Genomic DNA, 19,415 nt, shown 5'->3' with positions numbered 1-19,415 from the left:
GGTGGTCGTGTCGGTACCCATTCGTCCGTGGACCGCGTCGGTCGCGGTCGCACGACACTTCCCAACCCTTTCGCTCACTTCGTGATCGTCATGTCCACCTTGACTCCACCGCAGTGCGATCACTCCACTGCAGCAGCCTTTCACCGGCGGTTGTCGTGCGGCTTCCTGCCCCCGGACCGAGGACACACTTTACTCTCCCTTGAGGAGCGAAATGACCGGCGCGAAGGCATCCATCTGCGTCGGGAACACCCCGACGTAGGACATCGAGGTGCGCCGCCGCACCTCGCGGATCTGGTCGGCGATCTCCTCGAACGATCCGATCGCGATGTACGGCGAGTTCAGCACGTCGTCGACGGTGAACTCGGTGTCGCGTTCGATGTTCGGCGGATACCCCTGCTCGAGTGCCTTGAGCGCCATCTCTGCAGTGGACTGCCGATCGTCGGTGATGACGATGACCGCGATCGTCCAGTTGAGCTCGATCTCGGCGAACCGGTCGCCCGCGGCCTGCCGGATGCGGTCGACCCGCTCGGCGGTCTTCTCGATGGTCATGTCCGACAGCTTCATCCGCCCGTCGGGGGTGGTGCCCGGCGCCACGGAGATGATGTCGGCGTGCTTGGCGGCCAGTGCGAGCATCTTGGGTCCGCCACCGCCGACGGCGATCGGCGGACGCGGCCCCTGACGCGGTCGCGGGCTGCCCTCGAGCCCCTTCATCTGGTAGAACTCGCCGTCGAAGTCGACGGTCTCCCCGCGCATGAGCTTGTCGAGGATCGTCAACGATTCATCGAGCCGCCGGATACGCACACCCGGGGATTCGAACTCGATGCCCGCCTTGTCGAACTCCTCCTTGAGCCAGCCCGCACCGATCCCGAGTTCCAGGCGGCCCTTACTCAGGACGTCGATGGTGTTGGCCTCCTTGGCCAACAGCGCCGGATGCCGGAAGCCGTTCGCGAGAACCGACGTCGCCAGCCTGATGCGGTCGGTGGCCTGGCTCAGCGCTCCCAGTGCGGCCAGCGGGCCGACCTGGTTGCCGAGGTGATCGGGTACGGCAAAGGTGTCGTATCCGTATTCCTCGGCGGTCTGGGCCAACTTCACGAACTTGCGGGCGCCGCCCTCGTCCTTGTTGCCCTCACCACCGGCGCCGAACCGGAACGCGCGCAGCGTGGTCTCGCCGCCACCGGTCCCGGTGGTCTCGCCCTGGGTCATTGGTTCTCCTCGTCGCGTTCGCGGCGTCGTCATGAGCTCTCGTGGCCGTGCGGGGCGTCCCCATTCCACAGGACACCGCCGAGCCAGCCCACAACGTTAATGCAGCAGGTCGGCGCCGCCCAAACGGATCGGTCCCCGCTCAGCGCCTTCCCAGACACCCCGCAGCACGCGACGCCCTGACGTGGGCGCTCAGTTGTGCGCCGGACGCGGGGCCTCGTCGATGAGTCCGTTGACCCAGCCGCGCATCCACTGGGTCGCGGTCGCGCCGTCGAGAGACCAGTACCGCGGCGTCGCATACATCGCGTGCACCGGGTTGTTGATCGCACTCGCCAGTTGGCTCACGGCACTCAACGGATTCGACGCCGTCGGTGCGTCGCAGATGAGATCACCTGGGGCACAAATGGATACGACCTTGCTCTGGAGATCCCCGAAGCCACCGGGACGCGGGCCGGTCATCGTGGTCCCCGGCACCAGCGACCCCATACCCGCGAGCGCGATCTCGGCACCGACGCCGGGCGGGTTCGGCCCGATGTCACGCTGATCGCCGGGCTGACGGCGACCGTCGGCGATGAGTCCGACCCCGAGGACGAGGTCGGCGTCGGACTGCGGCAGGACGTTCCCACGGCCGTTGCCGATCGCCGAGGCGAGGTCGCCGCCGATGACCGCACCCTGTGAGAAACCGACGATGACGTAGCGCGTCAGCGGGCAGTGCTCGTGGGTGGAGATGATCTTGCCCGCGGCACGCTTGTAGCCCTGGGTACGCGAGTCGTTGTAGCTGCTCTGCCGGTCGTTGAGGTTCGTGGGATTCCGGAACTCGGCGATGTAGGGCACCGTGTAGACCTCGGTGCGCGACTCGGGGAATTCACTCTTGATCGCCTTGGAGACGCGCAGCAGCAACGATGCCGGCTTGGACCTCGGATTCAGCGGATCGTCGTTCGGCGTGGACTCCCAGGTGCCCGGGATCACCAGCGTCAACACGTCGGCGCAGTCGGCGGGCTGGGCCTCCGGCCGGTTCGGTGGCGTCGTCGTCGATGGGCCACCACCGCGCGGCGGTGCCGGCGGGCCCTCGACGATGCCCTTGATCCAGATCACGATCAGCACGATCGCGATGACGGCGATCAGTGCGACCGCGAGCATCAGCAGGCGCAGCGCACGTGAGGTCCGTGAGCGTTTCTTCCGGGCGTTCACAGGTCGGTTGCCGCTAGCAATAGTTGTCCTGGGCGGCCTTGATCACCTTGTCGGCCTTGGCATTGGCCTCCGCCGTGTTCTGGGTGCCGGGCGCGACCAGTGCGGTGACGTACGCCTTGGTGGTCACCGGGTCGGTGTTCTTCTTCTGCGCGTCGCAGACGTAGGTGGCCAGCGACAGCGCGACACCGTTGTCGGTGTCACCGAGCAGCGTGACGTTCTGGCTGCGCAGGGCCTGCAGGTATCGCTTGGCCTTGTCGTCGAGCGGCGCTCCGTCGGGCGCGGTGAGTTGTCCCGATGCCGGTGCCGCGGAACCGGGCGTGGTGGCCGGCAACGCGGACCCGCCGGTGGTCGAGGTGGCGCCGACCGAAGCCTGGCCGGATTCCGGCGTGCTCGACGCCGAGGCACTCGACGGCGCGGAGTACAGCGACGTCGTGGTGACCGGATTGCTGGTGATCGGGGCGCTCGCCGTGGAATCGTCCGAACACGCCGCCAGTGACCCCAGCGCGAACGCCACGCCGGTCATCAGCACACCCAGCCTCAAGAACTTCGTCATCATCTCTTCCTCGTCACGCATCACCGATGCCGCCTCGAACCCTCCGACCCCTGGTTCGACCGGGGCGCGCCGGTGACCACGTACACACATGTGGTGGTTTGTCCCAACCGCCAGCAAGGCTACCCAACAAGACGAACATCATTCGTCACCGGAGCCACCTCACCTGCGCAAACATTGCGATTCCACAGTGAGATCTCAGGACGCACACACGCGGCACCCGATGTCCGGTGCCGCGTGTGTGAGCTGGATCTATCGCGCGAGTTGCGCACCGCCCTTCGGCGACCAGTTGATCCGGCCGTGCTCGAAGGTCTGCGTCTTGCCACCATCGCGACCCCACGGCATCTCACCGCTGGTCGGCAGACCGAGCTTGCCGCCGGGTCCGCCCGCGCCGACGTAGGCGCCGCCGATCGCGCCGCCGACCACCTGCGGCCCCTTCGGCCCGGTGATGATCCGCCCCTCGGCGAAGTCCTGGGCACGCCCGCCGGGTACCCCGTACTCCGGCGTCAGGCACACTCCGAGCCGAGCCGGGCCGGCGACCTTCTTGAACGCCGGGCTGACCCCGCAGGCCACCTTGTCACCGTTGAGACCGAGCGCCGCGGCCGCCTGCGGCCATGCCTGATGCATCTCGAATTCCCAGTAGGGCCAGGTATGGGTACCCGACGCCCGGTAGACAGCCTGCCCGGGAATTCCCAACTGATTCAACTTGATTGCGAACTGCTGCGAGGTGACCCGGGAGAGCAGCTCGAGTCCCACGCCGGAGTAGTTGGTCGCGAGCATCGGAATGTCGGACGGTTTGTCGTACGGGCCGACCATGCCGTTGCCCGACGAGATGTAGAGACTCGTGCCCCGCAGTTTGTCGGCGAGCAGGTACGGGTCGTGAGCCTTCCACTCCGGATCGCTGGGCGGGCCGAACATCTTCATCGCGTCGTAGCCACCACCGTCACGCAGGGCGAACTGGATGGCCTGCGGCATCCCGTAGGACGTCAGCTGCAGGATGCCGGAGAACGACGCGGCGAACTTGTAGTACCCGGGGTTGCGTGCCGCGAGCATCATGGCCGCCGAGCCACCCATCGAGAGCCCCTCGATGCCACGCACATCCGTTGAGCGCCAATCACCCTCGATGATCGGCGGGAGCTCGTGGATGAGGAAGGTCTCCCACTTGTAGTTCTTGCCCTTGTCGGTTTCCTTCCAGTCGGTGTAGAAACTCGACTCGCCACCGATCGGCAGGATGACGTTGACGTTCTTGTCCTTGTAGAAATCGACCACGTCGGTGTTGAGAACCCAGCCGCTCTGATCGTCCTGCGCACGCAAACCGTCGAGCATGGTCAGCTGCGGGAACCGCGCCGTCGGATTGGCCCACCAGTCACGGGCCAGCAGAATCTGGACCTGGATCTCGGTGTTCATCGACGGGGAGAACACCCAGAGCGCGACGCGACGGTCGGTGTACCAGAACACCTTGGTGACGCGGGCGGGCTGGGTCGGCGCCGGAGAGGCCGCGGGGGTGGCCGCCGGGGCCGGGGCCGCGGGGCTCGCCGGGGCCGCCGGTGCCGGGCTCGCGGGCGCCGGAGGCGCCGCCGGACTCGCGGGCGCCGGGGCCGGCGCCGGGGCGCCGACGGCGTCCTGCTGGCCGATGAGGGCCCAACCGAGCGCCACCAGCACGACCACCACCATCGTGATGACGACTCGTGGCGTTCGCCGGCTCATCGCACCGCGAGGGGCCGTACGCCCACTCGTTCGCCCCGCACTCACTGTTCGCATACCCTCGCGCTCCTTCGCACCCCTGATGGTCGACGCATCGCGGTCGGCGACCGCGTCGACTCAGTGGCCCCTCAAGTCACAGAAATCTCACTGGTGTCATTACGCCTCAGGTGTTTCTTACACGTCGCACCCCGCGTTGGCGCGACGCCACGCTGTGGCGGGTGAGATTTTTGTGACTTCTGTGATGAGAGTTGCGTGGATTGCCGGTCATGCCGGACCAACGAGACAACCCCGGCCGACACCGTGTGGTGGCGGCCGGGGTTGTCCCGTGAACTCAGTTGATCAGTCGAACTCAGTTGATCAGTTGAAGAAGCCTCGCGAATAGGCGTTCCAGACCATGTCCTGCCAGTAGCCCCAGGCGTGGGTGCCGTTGGCGTAGTAGCTCATGATCGGCAGGCCGTTGATGAAGGCGAGTCCTTCGAAGGCCTTGGCCTGGGTGAACGCGAGGAACTCCAGCGTCGAACCCTTGAACAGGTCGTCGAAGACGTTCGGCAGCGCGTTGTACTTGCCGAAGAGTCCGTTACCGGAACCGACGAACAGTTTCAGGCCCTGCATGCGGTTGATACGCAGCGACGGGTCGTTGTCGTACCAGCGGCCGTCCCACGGCGGACCCCACATGGCGTCGACGTTCCACGGCTGCGGCGCGACGTCGAGCATCGCCAGACGGATCATCGTGTGCATGCCGGGGGCACTGAGGAAGTTGTAGCCCGACAGCGAGCCGGCGGCGTAGTAGAGGTCGCGACGCTTGGAGGCCAGGACCAGCGCGGCGTTACCGCCCATCGACACGCCCATGATGGCGTACTTGCCGTTCTTGCCCTGGAATCCGTTGGCCCGGAGTGCCTGCGGGAGGCGGTTGTTGATCACGCACTCCCACATGTAGCGGCTCTGCTGGCCGTTGAAGTTACTGGGCGCGTTCCAGTTGGTGTAGAAGCTGGCCGGTCCACCGATCGGCTCGACGACGTTGACGCCGCGATTGACCAGTTCCTGGACGTTGGTGTTGATCTCCCAGCCGGAGAAGTCGTACTGGGCGCGCATGCCGTCGAGCAGGATGACGGTGCGCTTGTTCTGCGGCTTGAACCAGGTACGCACCTGGACCTTGCCGGGAGCCATGGACTTGTTGCCGAAGGCGCCGTTGGTGGGCATGCCGCAGGCATCGATCCAGAGGGTCTTCCGGAAGCCCGTGCCATTGACGCGTGCATCGGCCTGGCCCGTTCCGACCACTGCTCCGATCAGACCCGCGACGGTCATCACGGCGACAACGATCGCCACGAACCGTGCACTGAGTCCCGTGGACGCCTTCGGTTTCAGTTCACCTACACCCATCGACCTGCATTCTCCCTCTGTCACCGGTTCCGACGCAGTCACACCATCGCGTCGAACTCCGGACTACACCTCTGCGACGTCCGATCCCCCACACCGAACCCTCGCGCTTCTTGCGCACGAGGAACCCCCGGCAGCCTATTGCAGCCACCGAACCCTGACAAACTCTGTGATGTCTCTCACAGCTCTCTCAGGTTGGTGCGGACGGATCGGTCCCACCGCATTCTCACGGTCGGTCTATCGGTCGCACTGCGCGGCACGTTACCGATTCGAGATAATTTCTCGCAACTTCCTCTGATGCTGCGCGCAGGTTCCTCACAGCGTCCGCGCTTCCGCGGTCAGCGCGGGTGGATACGCGGAGGCATCGTCAAACCGCAGTGCTCGATCTCGTATTCGGGGTTGCGGTCGATGCGATAGTCGGTGAACGTGAACGACTGGATCAGGTTGCTCTTGAACCGCTGCCACGTCCACGGCGCCTCGTAGGAGGCGATCCGATCCCGGGTGGCCGGGCACGTCAAAGCCACCTGCGCCTGACGGACGACGTCCTCGTCGAGGAACCCGGGCAGGATCGGGGCCCGCGGAACCGCTCCGGCCTCGGCGACCACCCACTCGGTCGGCAGTACCTTGTCGTGACCGATGCGGCCGTCGTCGAGGCGCTCGGTGTGCGCGGCGATCGGATACGCCAGCCCCATCTGGTCGATGACCCGCACATCCAGCGGTGCATTCATGCTCGTCATGCCGAGATTGAGGAAGAACACCGTCAGATGGCGCTTGTCCTGCGGGGTGTTGGCGGGCAGGCGGGCGATGTACCACTGGTCGTAGTCGAAGGACGCGATCAGCACACCGCCCTCCTTCTGATACTGCGCGATGTCCTCGACCATCGCCTTCATGCGCGGATAGTCCAGGTAATCCTTGGCGGTGACCGGGTTCTCGATGCCCATGTTGGTGACGTAGAAGCGTCGCTCGTCGACGATGCCGCTGCGGCCGATGTCGATGCCGGCGTTGGGCAGGACATCCTCGTGGACGATCGCAGCCCAGGCGATGGTGGTGATCCACATGGCTGCGAGGACGGTCGAGCCGACCAGTTGCAGGCGTGTGCGGCGGGCGCGCAGAGCGCCGTCGGCGTCAGCGAGAGCGCCGTCGGTGTCGGCGAGAGCGCCGTCGGCGTCGGCGAGAGCGCTGTCGGCGTTGGCGGGGGCGGGCCGGCGCGTGCGGCGGAAGGCCGCGGCGACTCCGCGCACCGGGATGGTCACCGGAATCACCATGAGCGGCAACAACATCACGAACAGCGGCGTCAGCAGGACGCGGCCGTGCATGAAGTCGCCGCCCTGACGCAGCCAGTACACGCCGACGATGAAGCCGGCGAGCACCATCGCGGTGACCACCGCGCCCGGCGTCTGCAGACGCCGCGACCACGACGCCAACCGGGCACGCATCGACCTCGGGGCCTGCGACGCCGGCTCGGGCCGGGTGGGGCTGAGCTTGCGTGCGCGCACCCCGACAGCGAGCAGGATGCCCGCGACGAGCGCGAGGACGACCGGCAACAGCAACGTGTAGGGCCCGAAGAGGTTGGCCAGGTAGAGGAAGCCCTGATGCCACTTGGAACCGCTGGCGTCCTTGGCGACGGCCGGGTTGGGAACCAAAAGTGCGTAGTAGCCCATCCGGAAGATCTGGTAGCCCACCGGGAGGATTGCGGCGAAGACGACGATGCCGACACGCATCTTCCACGTCTGGGGCGCCAGGAACACCAGCACCAGGGCGATCCCGCCGATGACCGTGAGCTCGGGCCGAACCAGCGGCGCCAGTCCGGCCCAGAAGGCGAGGAACAGCGTGGCCGCCGAACCGGCTCGCGTCGCGTCGGCCCCGGACGGGCGCCGACACCAGGAGATCAGCAGACACCACAGCACCGCAGCCCAGAAGATACAGAGCCCGTTCTCCAGGCCACTGGTCGCGAAGTCGCGTGCCGGCGGCAACGCGATGTAGATGATCGGGCCGAGCGGAAGCAGCAGTGTGTAGCCGTCGCCGGTGATCCCACCGAGGCGTCGGCGCAGCAGGCGGGCGGTTCCGTACATCGCGATGGGTACCGCCGACACCGACAACACCAGCGCCACCCACAGGGCGACGTACTCGAGTTGGCCGTCGGTCACCCACGCCCAGAACCACAGCAGGTAGGTCCACGCCGTGGAGGTGTTGGCCTCCACCCGCTCCCCGGCGTTGAACACCGGCCCGTTGCCCGCGAACAGGTTGCGCAGGGTGCGCAGCACGATGAGTCCGTCGTCGGCGATCCAACGCCGCTGCCACGCGCCGATGGCGAAGAAGGTGGTGACGGTGATGGCACCTATCAGGAAGCTGATGACGGCGGTCCACTCGCGGCCACCCCAACGGCGCCACGCGCCCACGTCGACCGTGCGCTTCTTCTCGCCGACCGTGCGCTTCTTTACGTTGACCGTGCGCTCATCTTCATCGACCGGGCGCTCGTTGTCATCGACCGTGCGCTCGTTCGCGCCGACCGGGCGCTCCTCGTCGGGCCCGTCGCCGCCGAGATTCAGGCGCAGCCACTGGGTGGGCGCGTCGTCCTCGGGCAACTGCCCTCGCCCGTGATCTGAAGACTGCCCTCGATCAGGAGACTGCATAGACCGCGACACCCACGCATACTATCCAGGCCACCGCCAGGACCTGCAGTACGCGGTCACCGAGAACGATCTCCTCGGGTTCTCCGGCCTGACCACCGTCGATGTCGACGGCGTAACGCAGGATCGCGATGGTGAACGGCACCATCGACACGGCGTAGGCGACGTTGGTGTCGTGGCCGGAGTTCTTGTCGAAGGCCCACAGTCCGTAGAAGAGGACGACGGCCGTGGCCGCCAGCGTCCACACGAACCGCAGGTAGCTGGTGGTGTAGTACTGCAGCGCCTTGCGGATCTTGGCGCCGGTGCGCTCGGCGAGCTGCAACTCGGCGTAGCGTTTGCCGGCCGCCATGAACAGCGCACCTGCGGCCATCACCAGCAGGAACCACTGGGAGAGGCGGATCTCGGCCGCCACACCACCGGCGATGGCGCGCAACACGAAGCCCGACGAGACGATGCAGATGTCGATGACGGCCTGGTTCTTCAGCCCGAAGCAGTAACCGAGCTGGATGACCAGATAGATCGCGATGACCACGGCGGTCTGCCAGTTGGCGATGAGCGCCACCCCGATCGATCCCGCACCCAGCACCACCGCGAGGCCGTAGGCCAGCGGCACCGGGACCACGCCGGCGGCGATCGGCCGGAACCGCTTGGTCGGATGGTTGCGGTCCGACTCGACGTCCATCGCGTCGTTGACCAGGTAGATGCAGGAGGCGACGAGGCAGAAGGCGATGAACGCCAGGCCGACGCGTCCCATCGCACCGGCGTTGGTCAGGGCATCGCTACCCGCGGCCAGCGGAGCGGCGAGGACGAGGACGTTCTTCACCCACTGACGTGGCCGGACGGCCTTGATCAGCCCGGTGGCCAGGTTCTTGGGCGGGCCCTTGACCTTTCCGTGCTCGATCGGCTCCTCGCTCATGCCTTCTCCTTAGTGGACTTGCCGCCGACGACCCGCCCCACGAGGAGACGCGCTGTCGACCCCGGCATCAGCGCCACTGCGCCGACACGGGCAGCAGCACCTGCGAGCCGGGTGGATCGCGGGTGGCGGGCCGCGGTGTCGGCGGCACGCTCGATGAACTGATCGCCGACGACGACGGCACCGGCGCTCAGTGCGCCGATCGCGGCTCCGGCGGCGACATCGCTCGGATAATGCACCCCGAGAACCAGTCGCGAGGTGAGCATAGGCGGCACCAGCACCGCCGGAAGCAGGTAGGGCGGCAAACCCGCGGCCCGGCCGATGAGGACCGCCGCGGCCGTCGTCGACGTGGCGTGCGACGACGGGAAACTCAGTCGACTCGGTGTGGACACCCCGACCCGGATCCGCGGATCGTGTGGGCGCTTGCGCCGGACGATGCGCTTGATCATCACCGATGCCGCGTGCGCGCCGAAGGCCCCCGCGCCGGCCTCGAGCCAGCGGCGTTGCGCGGTGGCGTCGTCGCGTCGCACGGCCAGCCCCCAGCCGACGGCGCTGATCGCCAGCCAGCCGAGGGAGTGCTCGCCGAAGTGTGAAAGACCGCGGGCGGCGGGCACGACGCCGGGCGCCTCGAGCAGCACACCCTGGACACCGATCAGTGCGGCGACCTCACCCGTCGGGTCCGCGGTCTGCGCCGTGACGGCCGGTGATGGGCCCCGATCAGTCGATTCCGAAGACACGCGCCCAGCTCTCCTTACTGGTCAGGTCCCGGTGTTGGGCGCGGTAGCGCTCCGTCAACTCGGGGAACCTCTCATTGAGTTCACGTACCAGCGCCGCGGATTCACGCGCGAGGGCGATCATCTTGTCGCGGTCGCGCTGGCGATACACCACGCCGCGGCCGTCGGCGGTGGTGACGGTGACGCCGTCGACCCGGCCGAGAGAGAACCACCGGGCCTCGATCGGCGGGTAATTGGCCTGGGGCACTTCGTGATGCCGCGGATCGGCCGGACGCATGTTGTTGACGATCGCCCCGGCCAGCGCCCGCAGCTTGGTGACCGGGTTGCTCGGCACCGTCGTCCCCAGATGCGTTGCCTCACCACTGGTTCGGGGCAACTCGGTCGCCGACGGCAGGACCACGGCATCCGGGTACTCCTTGCGCATGGCGGCGATCTTCGGCAGCGCGGTCGGCAGCAGCGAGCGGATGTGGTCGGGGCCGGCGAGGAAGTCGCGGATCGCCTCGTTCTGGATAGCCACCGTCGAATACTCAAGGCAGAGAAGGTGTTTGGCGGTTGCCTTGACCATGGACTGCAGAATGCCCTTGATCGGACCGTCGTGGTGGATCGCGGCGACGACGAGCCGGTTGCGCAGGTGGAAGTACGCCTGCCAGTCGATGGCGTCGTCCTTGTCGCTCCACGCCATGTGCCAGATCGCGATCCCGGGAACCGTCGCCGTCGGGTATCCGGCCTTGCCTGCGCGCAAAGCGAATTCCCAGTCGTCCCACTTGATGAACAGCGGCATCGGCAGGCCGACCTCCTCGGCGCAGACACGCGGGATCATGCACATCCACCAGCCGTTGCCCTCGACGTCTATCCGGCGGTGCAGGTTCTTCGAGTTCTCCCGGTCACGCAGCGGGTACTCGGCGAAGTCGTGGTCGTATTCCACGAACGGCGCCGCCGTCCACATGAAGGTGTGGTGGTTGATGACCTCACCCATGCAGTGCAGGTGACTGCGGTCCTGCAGGTTCAGCATTTGCCCGCCCACCAGCATGGGGGTGCGGGCGAACCGCGACATCGCCAACGCACGCAGAATCGAGTCGGGCTCGATCGCGATGTCGTCGTCCATGTACAGGACGTAGGGGGAGTCGGTCAGCCGCAACGCCTCGTACATGATCCGCGAGTAGCCACCGGAACCACCGAGGTTGCCCTGATCGAAGATGTGCAGCCGATCGCCCAGTGCCGCAGCGGCTTGCTCGTATCCGGGCTCGTCGACGACCTTGCGGGTGCCCTGATCGGGCATCAGCACCGCGTCGATCACCTCGTCCACCAACGGATCCGAGGTGAGTGCGGCGAGAGCGTTCACCGCGTCGGTGGGCCGGTTGAACGTCGGGATGCCGACGGTGACACGTTTGGTGTCCGGACCGCTGGGCACCGGGATCGTCGAATACCATCCGGCAGAGACGATTTCGGTCTCGGTGTCGGTGGTGACGTCGAACCAGATCCATCCGCCGTCCTCGAACGGTCCGAGGTCGAGCTCGAATTCGATGGTGCCACGACCGTTTTCGTCGATGGGGACCAGATCGCCACCGATGCCGATGCGCGAGCCGTCGACCTTGGAGCGGTAGAGATCGACGCGGCAGGTGCCGATCACCTCGACGCGCAACACCACCGAGGTGAGGATCGACCAGCGTCGCCAGTAGGCCGCGGCGAAGGCGTTGAAGTAGCTCTCGAAGCTGACCTCGGACTCCGCGCCGAGAATCACCGAGGTGCGGCTCGGGGCGTGGGCACGGCGCGCATTGCTCGCGGATTCGACGAGATAGAGCGAACGCACGTCGATGGGTTCGCCGGGCCGGGGGAAGATGACCCGCTGCAGCAGTTGGACCGCCGTGGAGTCGGGTTCGGCCGCCGACGGCGCGGTCACGTTCTCCTGTTGGGCAGGGGTCACACTCATTACTCCGCTCTGGTCTGCGAATGCACTGTCATCGCCGGTGGTCGTGCTCGGGCACTACGCGTCGGGATCCACCAGCGCCGCACCGTCTCGCAGGTGTGGCGCCAAGGTGTTCTCGAACATCGTGAGCGCACTGGCGATGGCCATGTGCATGTCCAGGTACTGATAGGTGCCCAACCGTCCACCGAAGAGCACCTTGGAGTCGGTGGTCTCGGTCTTGGCCAGGGCTCGGTAGGACGCGAGCATCTCTCGGTCCTCGGGGGTGTTGATCGGGTAGTACGGCTCGTCGTCGTCCTTCGCGAAACGCCCGTACTCCCGCATGATGACCGTCTTGTCGGTGGGGTAGGTGTCGCGTTCGGGGTGGAAGTGCCGGAATTCGTGGATACGCGTGTAGGGCACGTCGGCGTCGTTGTAGTTCATCACCGGGGTGCCCTGGAAGTCGCCGGTGGGCAGCACCTCGGTCTCGAAGTCGAGGGTGCGCCAGCCGAGGCGTCCGGCGGAGTAGCCGAAGTAGAGGTCGAGTGGGCCGGTGTAGACGACGGGCGCGTCGGGGCTCTGCGCACGCAGCTCGTCGCGCACGTCGAACCAGTCGGTGTCCAGGCGCACCTCGATGCGCTCGTCGGCGGCCATGTTCTCCAGCCACGCGGTGTAACCGTCGACGGGGAGGCCCTCATAGGTGTCGTTGAAGTACCGGTTGTCGAAGGTGTAGCGCACCGGCAGGCGGGTGATGTTGGCGGCCGGGAGGTTCTTCGGGTCGGTCTCCCACTGCTTGGCGGTGTAGTGCTTGATGAACGCCTCGTACAGCGGGCGTCCGATCAGGCTGATCGCCTTCTCCTCGAAGTTCGCCGCGTTCTTCGTGTCGATCTCGGCGGCCTGCTCGGCGATGAGCGCGCGCGCCTCGTCGGGGCTGAAGTACCGGCCGAAGAACTGACTGACCAGACCCAAGCCCATCGGGAACTGGTAGGCCTGACCGTTGTGCATCGCGAACACGCGGTGCTGATAGCCGGTGAAGTCGGTGAAGCGGTTGACGTAGTCCCACACCTTCTGGTTGGAGGTGTGGAACAGGTGCGCACCGTACTTGTGGATCTCGATGCCGGTCGTCGGTTCGGCCTCGGAATACGCGTTGCCGCCGAGATGGCCTCGACGCTCGATCACCAGGACACGTTTGCCCAGTTCGGCGGCGGCACGCTCGGCGACGGTGAGACCGAAGAATCCGGAGCCGACGACGATCAGGTCATAGGGGCCGGAGCGGGGCGAATCGGCGCTGGTATTGGATGCCACGGGTGTTCAGGGTAACCGACCCGACCAAGGGAATCCCAAAGCCGGCAGCGATGTGGCGGGTCGGGATGCGCGGCCGATGTCGTCCGTCCGCAGGAGCGACGTTCACCTGCGAGTCCGGTAACCTGAGAGTTTCATACCGGCCTTCAGCCATTGGGCCTGCAACTCCCGATATCGCCGTTCAGGGATCCTCCCGACCGCGCGAATGAGTTCAGGGGCCGCCCGTGCCGAACGCATCACCTTTCTCCCACGACTCCGATCGTCTCGCCGTCGATCGAATCGTCGTGGTGATTCCCGCCCACAACGAGCGCGACCTGCTACCGGCCTGCCTGCGCGCCGTGCGGGTCGCCGCGGACGCGGTGCCTGTCCCGGTGCAGGTCGGGGTGGTTCTCGACAGTTGCACCGACGGGTCCGCCGAGGTGGTCGGCGCCGAGGTCCGGTCGGTCGTCGGCGAGTTCGGCACGGTCGGGGCGGCTCGGGCCGCCGGCGTCGCGGCATTGCTGCGCGGTGGTGCTCCCGAGACCGACCCCGAGCGGACCTGGGTGGCCACCACCGACGCCGATTCCGAGGTGCCCGGCAACTGGCTGCAGCGCCATCTGACGCGCGCGGCCGAGGGCGCGCTCGCCTACGCCGGCACGGTGACACCCAAGGACTGGACGCGGTGGCCGGCGGCGCTGGCAGATCGCTACCGGCGTCTGTATCGCGATCACGACGGCCACCGTCATATCCATGGGGCGAATCTGGGGGTGCGCGCCGACGCCTACCTGGCGGTCGGCGGATTCGGCGAGCTGCCGCACGACGAGGACGTCGACCTGATCGAACGCCTGGAGTCGGCGGGTGTCTCGATCGCCTGGTGCGCGCAGGCCCCGGTGGCGACCTCGACACGTCGGCACGGCCGCGCTCCCGAGGGCTTCGCGGCGCATCTGCGCTCGCTCTCGCCGACCGGACGGCGCTCGGCATGACCCCTCCCGCCACTCCCCCGCCTGGAATACCCCCGCCCGCCACCCCGGCAGCCCGGGCCCGCCGGATCGCCGACGATCTCGGCGATCGGGTGCCGCATCCGGGTGAGGGCGACACCGCCGCACGCTGGCGTCTGCTCGCCGACCTCACCCACGACGACATCGCGGTCGGCCGGCTCGTCGAGGCCCACCTCGACGCGCGCACGATTCTGCATGAGATCGATTCCGGTACAACCGAATACGGGTCCTTCTGGGGCGTGTGGGCGGCCGAGCCGCCACGCCCTCGGATCGAAGCGAGCCGCACCGATCGCGGGTGGCGGCTGCGCGGCGCGAAGCCGTGGTGCTCGGGTGTGCAGACGTGCACGCACGCCCTGGTGACCGCCGACGTCGACGATGGCGCCCGCGCCCTGTTCGCCGTGGACCTCAGCGAGGCGGGCGTGCGTCGCGAAACCACCGAGTGGGCCGCGGCGGGGATGAGCACCACCGAAACCGGCACCGTGCATCTCGATGACGTACCGGCCCGCCCGATCGGTCCCCCCGGTGCCTACCTTGATCGTCCCGGGTTCTTCCACGGCGGCATTGGCGTGGCCGCGTGCTGGTGGGGCGGGGCACGCAAGGTCGCCGATGCGGTTTACCGCACGTCCCCGGCCGACGACGTGACCGCGATGCATCTCGGCGCGATCGACGCCCGCCTACTGGCCGGATTCGCCATGCTCGAGCAGGCGGCCGGCATCGTCGACGCGCACCCCGCCGACCTCGACGGGGCGCGACGCCTCGCACTGTCGGTCCGCTGGTCCGTCGAGCAGGTGGCCACCGAGGTCATCGACCGGGTGGCGCGGGCCCTCGGTCCGACGCCGTTGGTGCGCGACCCCGAGCACGCGCAGGCCGTCGCCGACCTCGAGGTCTACCTTCGGCAATCCCATGCCGAGCGGGATCTGATCGACCTCGGACGGCTCACCGAGTCCCCGCTGTTCGGCCGCTTCGCCGGCCGCGACGGCATCACCCTCGAGTCCGGAGCAGGTACGCGATGACCACCATCGGCCCCTCACCCACCCAGTTGCGCTTCGCCGGGCGACCGATCGACATTCCCGGCACCCCCGAATCACACTGGCGCGAATGGCTTTCGAGTCGCACTCCGGCCGATCTCGCGGTGACGGTCGACCGGCTGATCGTCCTCGGCGCCCACCCCGACGACGAGGTGCTCGGCGTCGGCGGGATCATGTCCACCGCCGCCCGGGCCGGCGTCGCGGTCACCGTGGTCTGCATGTCGGACGGTTCGGGATCACATCCCGGGTCGGCGACGGTCTCGCCCGAACGACTGGTGATGCGGCGCCATCTCGAACTCGACACGGCCGCAACCCTCCTCGGCCTCGACCGACCACGGTGGCACGGCCTGCCCGACGGCGAGCTCGCCGCCCACCACGAGGCGATGTGCCGCATCGTCGAGGACTACCTCGATGCCTGTGGCGACGAGTCGGTGGCCGTACTCGCGGTCTGGTCCGGCGACGGTCACCCCGATCACGAGGCGCTCGGAAACTGCGCCCGCGAGGTGTGCACCCGCCGCGGCGTGCCACTCTGGATGTACCCGATCTGGATGTGGCACTGGGCAACTCCCGGCGACGACGCCGTGCCGTGGGATCGTCTGCGCCGTGCGCCGTTGTCCCCGTTGGAGGTTGCGGTCAAACACGCCGCCGTCCACGCCTTCGCCTCGCAGGTCCGGCCACTGTCCGACAACCCGGCCGACAAGGCGATCCTGCCGACGCATGTGCTGGCCCATCTCACCCGGCCGACCGAATACGTGTTCACCTGATGGCCGCGCTGCGTCGCCCCGATGACGGCCCGAAGACGTTGCCGGAGAACTACTTCGACGACGCCTACCGCGACACCGACGATCCCTGGGGATTCACCGACCGCTGGTACGAACAACGCAAGTATGCCCTGACGCTGGCGTCGCTCACCGCACCACGCTACCGGCGGATCTTCGAGCCCGGTTGTTCCATCGGCGTGCTGAGCGCCGCGCTCGCCGACCGCAGCGAGGAGATCGCATGTATCGACGTCAGTGCGCGGGCGGTGGAACTCGCCGTACGCCGGCTGGCCACCACCGACGCCCGGGTCAGCGTGTCCACCGGCGATCTGACCGGTCCGTGGCCGCCGGGCACCTTCGACCTCATCGTGCTCAGCGAGGTGCTCTACTACCTCGGTGACGCCGACCTCGACGCCGTCGTCGAGCGACTGCCCGGGGCGTTGACCGACGACGGCGAGGTGATCGCGGTCCACTGGCGGTGGCCGGTGGCCGACTATCCACAGACCGGCGACGCGGTCCACGACCGGCTGCTGCGCTCGCCCCTGTCGCACTATTCGGGCTATCGGGACAGAGACCTTTGCCTGGATGTGTTCCATCGCGCTCCGCGCGACAGCGTCGCCCAGCGCGAGGGCCTCACTCCCGGCTGACCGGGCGCACCGCGCTCGAGGTGCGCGGTAATCTCAGGAGTTGCGTCGCGGGATGCGCGCACAGCCGTCCACGGACCATCAAGTCGTCGGCAGCAAGGAGTTGAGGGGATGACGCAGGACATCACCACCCGGATCACCGAGGTGATCAACGATCTACGGGTTGAGAGCAACGACCAGGAGGCCGTGCTGCGCGCGATCTCGAAGGCCGCCGTGGACACGATCGACAACGCCGAGTATGCGAGTGTCACGCTGGTCACCCGGGGGAAGATCGAGACGCCGGTGATGTTCGGCGACCTCGCGGGCAAATGTGACGATCTCCAGCGCGAACTCGGCGAGGGCCCGTGTGTCCGCGCCGCCGTCGACGACACCACCGTGCGCATCGACGACCTGGGCGCCGACCCGCGATGGCCTCGGTTCGCTGCTGCCGCAAGCGCATTGGGCGTCGCCTCGATGGCCTGCTTCTGCCTCTACATCGACGGCAACGACTTCGGCGCACTCAACCTGCACAGCACCACCCCCTACGCCTTCGACGACGAGACCTGCTCGTTGGCCGAGTTGTTCGCCGCGCATTGCGCCACCACCTTCGGTGCCGTCCGGGAGAAAGAACAACTGCGCAATGCGCTCGGGTCGCGTGACCTGATCGGACAGGCCAAGGGCATGCTGATGGAGCGCTATCGGATCGACGCCGAGGCGGCGTTCCTGCTCCTCGCGCGCCTGTCGCAGGAGTCGAACACCAAGCTCGTCGACGTGGCCGCCAACGTCGTCGTGGCCGGCCCCGGCAACTGACCGGCCCCACCGGTTCCGCCCTAGCGCAGGACGTTGGCCTTCGGGAAGCCGAGGACCGGGATGCCGCCGCGCGCCCGGAAGTTCTTGTAGCCGCGGCCGGCGAGCACGTGCGCGCCGGTCTGCTTGGAGAAGAACAGCATTCCCTGCTGGAAGAGTTGGGTGACGCCGGCGCCGTCGGGCGTCAGGGTCGGTACCCCGAGTGCGGTCCCGAGCGTTCCGGGGACGTCACCCAGGCTGCCGAGCAGCCCCTGGAACGCCGCGGCCGCGGTGCTCACCAGATCACCGGCACCGGGCACCACCTGATCGGCGATCCCGCCGAGCGATCCCGCGTCCAGCGATCCGAGGTCGAGGGAGCCGAGTCCGCCGGCCGGGCCGGTCGGTGGCTTCACGATCTGCGGCGGGGTGCGCTGGCCCTGCACGGCGAACCAGTCGGATTTGAGGCCCAGCTTCATGCGTGCGTCCTCGCCGGACGCCTCGACACTGCGGCCGCCGCCGGTGGCACGCACCTTGAGTGCACGCCCGTTCTCCGCACCGAGCCCGTTGGCCTGGATCACCTCGAAGCTGTCCAGACTCGGCAGACCGAACGCGCTCGCGATGGCGCTGGGACTGATCGTGGTGGTCCAGTTGTGGTTCGGTGATGCGGCGTCCCCGTCGTCGACGACTGCCGGGAACCGGCCGCCGGCGGTGTATCCGCCTGTGGATGAGGAGAATTCGGTGAACGCCGGCTGGCCGTTCTGCAGCAGGATCTGACCCGCCGTCGCGTCGGCGGCCTGGTCGCCGCCCGGGTCTTCGCCGGTCACGCCGCCGTAGACCTGCGAGTTCTGGGTGTCATCGATCTTCTTGCCGCTCGCGATCGCCGCCAGCGCGTAGGTGCGGGCGGCCACGGCCTGGGCCTTCAGCGCCTCCATACCGCCGGAGGTGGCCCAGCCGGGCACGCTCTCCTTGGCGATGACACCTTTGACGTAGTCATCGACGTTGAGCCGATTGGTGACCCGTCCGCCGTCGAGGCCGAGGGACCCGCGGAACGGTTCGTTGGATCCGCAGAACTTGAGGAATTCGTTGGCCGGCCGGTTCGGGGCGGTGTTGACCGGATCGGCGAATGCGGCGTTGACGGTGCGTACGACGGGACCGCCACATCCGGCGGTGATCGAGGCGGTGCTGCCGCTGACGGTGACCGCCTGGTTCGGCGCGACCGGTTGCCCACCGACGGACATGCCCGCGTCCGATCGCACACTCACGCCGCCGCTCTTGTTCGACAGGGCGACGTTGACGATCGGGTTGGCCGGGCGGCCGAACGTCGTGCCCCCGTAGAAGTGCTGCAGGATCTGCCGATACGACCAGCCCTGCTTGGCGTAGCCGTAGGCGCCGTACTGTCCCATCCCGCGACCATGGCCGAAGCCGTGGCCGATCAGCGTGATCTCCGAGCCGGCCGTCAGGCCTATCTCGACACGGTCCGACGCGGTGACGCCGACGAGGCCGACGCCGCCCACGAGTGCGGTGGCCGACACGGCACCGATGACCGTCGACATCCGCCGACGCCGGGCGTGGCCCGGTCGGGTGCGGATGGTCAGGACTCGGCCGACCAGGGACGTCACTGCCACGAGGTCTCGTTTCTCATGATCGAATGTTACGTATGTGAATAGTGGGACTCATGTGACGATAGACAAGTCACTTGAATATCACCAACCACAGGAGATAACAACCGCATCACGAGT

Annotated in this window: 16 protein-coding genes; 5 read left to right on the top strand and 11 right to left on the bottom strand. The window is 67.5% G+C overall.

The genetic code is table 11. The annotated features are described in order from the left end of the window. Window positions 1-189: 189 nt before the first annotated feature. The 10 genes from J6U32_RS04275 to glf all read right to left on the bottom strand — a co-directional run bounded on the left by J6U32_RS04275 (window position 190) and on the right by glf (window position 13,507). Window positions 190-1,203, bottom strand: a complete 1,014-nt coding sequence (locus J6U32_RS04275) for an LLM class F420-dependent oxidoreductase (protein WP_208793692.1) — start codon at window positions 1,201-1,203, stop codon at window positions 190-192. Between the two features lie 189 nt (window positions 1,204-1,392). Beyond that, window positions 1,393-2,391 carry a cutinase family protein gene (locus tag J6U32_RS04270; RefSeq protein WP_280118972.1) on the bottom strand — a complete coding sequence of 333 codons (999 nt, stop codon included), beginning with the start codon at window positions 2,389-2,391 and terminating at the stop codon, window positions 1,393-1,395. 13 nt (window positions 2,392-2,404) lie between these two features. Further along, the gene (locus J6U32_RS04265; RefSeq protein ID WP_338836998.1) at window positions 2,405-2,944 is read right to left on the bottom strand and encodes a DUF732 domain-containing protein; all 540 of its coding nucleotides are present in this window, start codon (window positions 2,942-2,944) and stop codon (window positions 2,405-2,407) included. A 249-nt stretch (window positions 2,945-3,193) separates the two neighbouring features. Further along, window positions 3,194-4,648, bottom strand: a complete 1,455-nt coding sequence (locus J6U32_RS04260) for an alpha/beta hydrolase-fold protein (RefSeq protein ID WP_425324105.1) — start codon at window positions 4,646-4,648, stop codon at window positions 3,194-3,196. Window positions 4,649-5,002: 354 nt separating this feature from the next. Beyond that, window positions 5,003-6,025, bottom strand: coding sequence for an alpha/beta hydrolase (locus J6U32_RS04255; protein ID WP_208793691.1), 1,023 nt, complete (start codon window positions 6,023-6,025; stop codon window positions 5,003-5,005). Between the two features lie 335 nt (window positions 6,026-6,360). Further along, window positions 6,361-8,607 (bottom strand): flagellar motor control protein ZomB, encoded by a 2,247-nt coding sequence (gene zomB / locus J6U32_RS04250; protein ID WP_208793690.1) that lies wholly within the window; start codon window positions 8,605-8,607, stop codon window positions 6,361-6,363. A gap of 34 nt (window positions 8,608-8,641) precedes the next feature. Beyond that, window positions 8,642-9,568, bottom strand: coding sequence for a decaprenyl-phosphate phosphoribosyltransferase (locus tag J6U32_RS04245; protein WP_208793689.1), 927 nt, complete (start codon window positions 9,566-9,568; stop codon window positions 8,642-8,644). Then, window positions 9,565-10,302 (bottom strand): phosphatase PAP2 family protein, encoded by a 738-nt coding sequence (locus J6U32_RS04240; protein ID WP_208793688.1) that lies wholly within the window; start codon window positions 10,300-10,302, stop codon window positions 9,565-9,567. The genes J6U32_RS04245 and J6U32_RS04240 overlap by 4 nt, the downstream gene beginning before the upstream one ends. Further along, window positions 10,283-12,229, bottom strand: coding sequence for a glycosyltransferase (locus J6U32_RS04235; RefSeq protein WP_208793687.1), 1,947 nt, complete (start codon window positions 12,227-12,229; stop codon window positions 10,283-10,285). The genes J6U32_RS04240 and J6U32_RS04235 overlap by 20 nt, the downstream gene beginning before the upstream one ends. 54 nt (window positions 12,230-12,283) lie before the next feature. Then, window positions 12,284-13,507: a UDP-galactopyranose mutase gene (gene glf / locus J6U32_RS04230; RefSeq protein ID WP_208793686.1), complete on the bottom strand. Its 1,224-nt coding sequence runs from the start codon at window positions 13,505-13,507 to the stop codon at window positions 12,284-12,286. A gap of 221 nt (window positions 13,508-13,728) precedes the next feature. On the opposite strand from glf, the gene J6U32_RS04225 reads away from it, so the two are divergent. The 5 genes from J6U32_RS04225 to J6U32_RS04205 all read left to right on the top strand — a co-directional run bounded on the left by J6U32_RS04225 (window position 13,729) and on the right by J6U32_RS04205 (window position 17,700). Next, on the top strand, window positions 13,729-14,466 hold the full coding sequence (locus tag J6U32_RS04225; protein WP_208793685.1) for a glycosyltransferase: 738 nt from the start codon (window positions 13,729-13,731) through the stop codon (window positions 14,464-14,466). Further along, a complete protein-coding gene (locus J6U32_RS04220) occupies window positions 14,463-15,494 on the top strand; it encodes an acyl-CoA dehydrogenase family protein (protein WP_208793684.1) in 1,032 nt (343 codons plus the stop codon). Before J6U32_RS04225 ends, J6U32_RS04220 begins: the two co-directional genes overlap by 4 nt. Further along, on the top strand, window positions 15,491-16,273 hold the full coding sequence (locus tag J6U32_RS04215; RefSeq protein ID WP_208793683.1) for a PIG-L deacetylase family protein: 783 nt from the start codon (window positions 15,491-15,493) through the stop codon (window positions 16,271-16,273). The genes J6U32_RS04220 and J6U32_RS04215 overlap by 4 nt, the downstream gene beginning before the upstream one ends. Beyond that, a complete protein-coding gene (locus J6U32_RS04210) occupies window positions 16,273-16,914 on the top strand; it encodes a class I SAM-dependent DNA methyltransferase (RefSeq protein WP_208793682.1) in 642 nt (213 codons plus the stop codon). Before J6U32_RS04215 ends, J6U32_RS04210 begins: the two co-directional genes overlap by 1 nt. A 108-nt stretch (window positions 16,915-17,022) precedes the next feature. Further along, window positions 17,023-17,700 carry a GAF and ANTAR domain-containing protein gene (locus J6U32_RS04205; RefSeq protein ID WP_208793681.1) on the top strand — a complete coding sequence of 226 codons (678 nt, stop codon included), beginning with the start codon at window positions 17,023-17,025 and terminating at the stop codon, window positions 17,698-17,700. A 20-nt stretch (window positions 17,701-17,720) separates the two neighbouring features. Here J6U32_RS04205 and J6U32_RS04200 read toward each other — a convergent pair whose 3' ends face one another. Further along, on the bottom strand, window positions 17,721-19,295 hold the full coding sequence (locus tag J6U32_RS04200; protein WP_208795943.1) for a SpoIID/LytB domain-containing protein: 1,575 nt from the start codon (window positions 19,293-19,295) through the stop codon (window positions 17,721-17,723). Window positions 19,296-19,415: the final 120 nt, after the last annotated feature.

The organism is Gordonia polyisoprenivorans, from assembly GCF_017654315.1.
In the GTDB taxonomy this organism is placed as follows: Bacteria; Actinomycetota; Actinomycetes; order Mycobacteriales; family Mycobacteriaceae; genus Gordonia; species Gordonia polyisoprenivorans_A.
Note: the sequence above shows the minus strand (reverse complement) of the source record. Positions and strands in the feature narration are given on the sequence as shown.

What these genes read in the sequence shown, in the direction of transcription:
- J6U32_RS04275 (WP_208793692.1), bottom strand. Translation starts at nt 1,203, where the DNA reads ATGACCCAGGGCGAGACCACCGGGACCGGTGGCGGCGAGACCACGCTG.
- J6U32_RS04265 (WP_338836998.1), bottom strand. Translation starts at nt 2,944, where the DNA reads ATGACGAAGTTCTTGAGGCTGGGTGTGCTGATGACCGGCGTGGCGTTC.
- J6U32_RS04260 (WP_425324105.1), bottom strand. Translation starts at nt 4,648, where the DNA reads ATGAGCCGGCGAACGCCACGAGTCGTCATCACGATGGTGGTGGTCGTG.
- J6U32_RS04255 (WP_208793691.1), bottom strand. Translation starts at nt 6,025, where the DNA reads ATGGGTGTAGGTGAACTGAAACCGAAGGCGTCCACGGGACTCAGTGCA.
- J6U32_RS04245 (WP_208793689.1), bottom strand. Translation starts at nt 9,568, where the DNA reads ATGAGCGAGGAGCCGATCGAGCACGGAAAGGTCAAGGGCCCGCCCAAG.
- J6U32_RS04235 (WP_208793687.1), bottom strand. Translation starts at nt 12,229, where the DNA reads ATGAGTGTGACCCCTGCCCAACAGGAGAACGTGACCGCGCCGTCGGCG.
- J6U32_RS04220 (WP_208793684.1), top strand. Translation starts at nt 14,463, where the DNA reads ATGACCCCTCCCGCCACTCCCCCGCCTGGAATACCCCCGCCCGCCACC.
- J6U32_RS04215 (WP_208793683.1), top strand. Translation starts at nt 15,491, where the DNA reads ATGACCACCATCGGCCCCTCACCCACCCAGTTGCGCTTCGCCGGGCGA.
- J6U32_RS04210 (WP_208793682.1), top strand. Translation starts at nt 16,273, where the DNA reads ATGGCCGCGCTGCGTCGCCCCGATGACGGCCCGAAGACGTTGCCGGAG.
- J6U32_RS04205 (WP_208793681.1), top strand. Translation starts at nt 17,023, where the DNA reads ATGACGCAGGACATCACCACCCGGATCACCGAGGTGATCAACGATCTA.